This window comes from Neisseria sp. P0001.S005 (assembly GCF_051963715.1).
The window spans coordinates 1-423 of sequence record NZ_JBQCTZ010000642.1 but is presented as its reverse complement, the minus strand read 5'-3'; the positions used below and the strand labels follow the sequence as shown (position 1 = coordinate 423).

Genomic DNA, 423 nt, shown 5'->3' with positions numbered 1-423 from the left:
TCTGCCGAGAAAGTTGAAACCGGCAAAACCGCAGGCGGTCAGTCCGATGGCGGTAAATACCACGCCGGCAAAACGTGCGGCATCATAGGCATCGGCCGCCCAAGGCGAAAACAGGGTTTGGAATGCGGTTGCCGCCCACAAAAAAGCAGGGGAGATGGTGAAGTCGGATTGGCCGAAGATTTGTGCAACCAACAGGCTGCCACCGTTTTTCATGGACTCGGAGGCGGTAAAGAGGGAGGGTTCGGCAGGGTTCCACAAGTCATGCGAGAACACACCCGGCCACAGCCAGGCAAAGGCCATCAGCAGCAGAAGCCATGGTTTTTCATGGGTTTTTTGGGGGCGGCGGGGATCGGGCGGTGTGTAAGTCAGCATGGAAGGTCAAAAAACGGTTGGTTTGAATAGCAATGGTACAGGGTTTGACGG

At 56.0% G+C, this 423-nt stretch carries 1 pseudogene; it reads right to left on the bottom strand.

Features of this window, described 5'->3' with window-relative positions:
- Positions 1-372, bottom strand: a pseudogene (locus ACTHSP_RS22155) (glycosyltransferase family 39 protein); the annotation flags it as partial.
- Between the last annotated feature and the right edge of the window lie 51 nt (positions 373-423).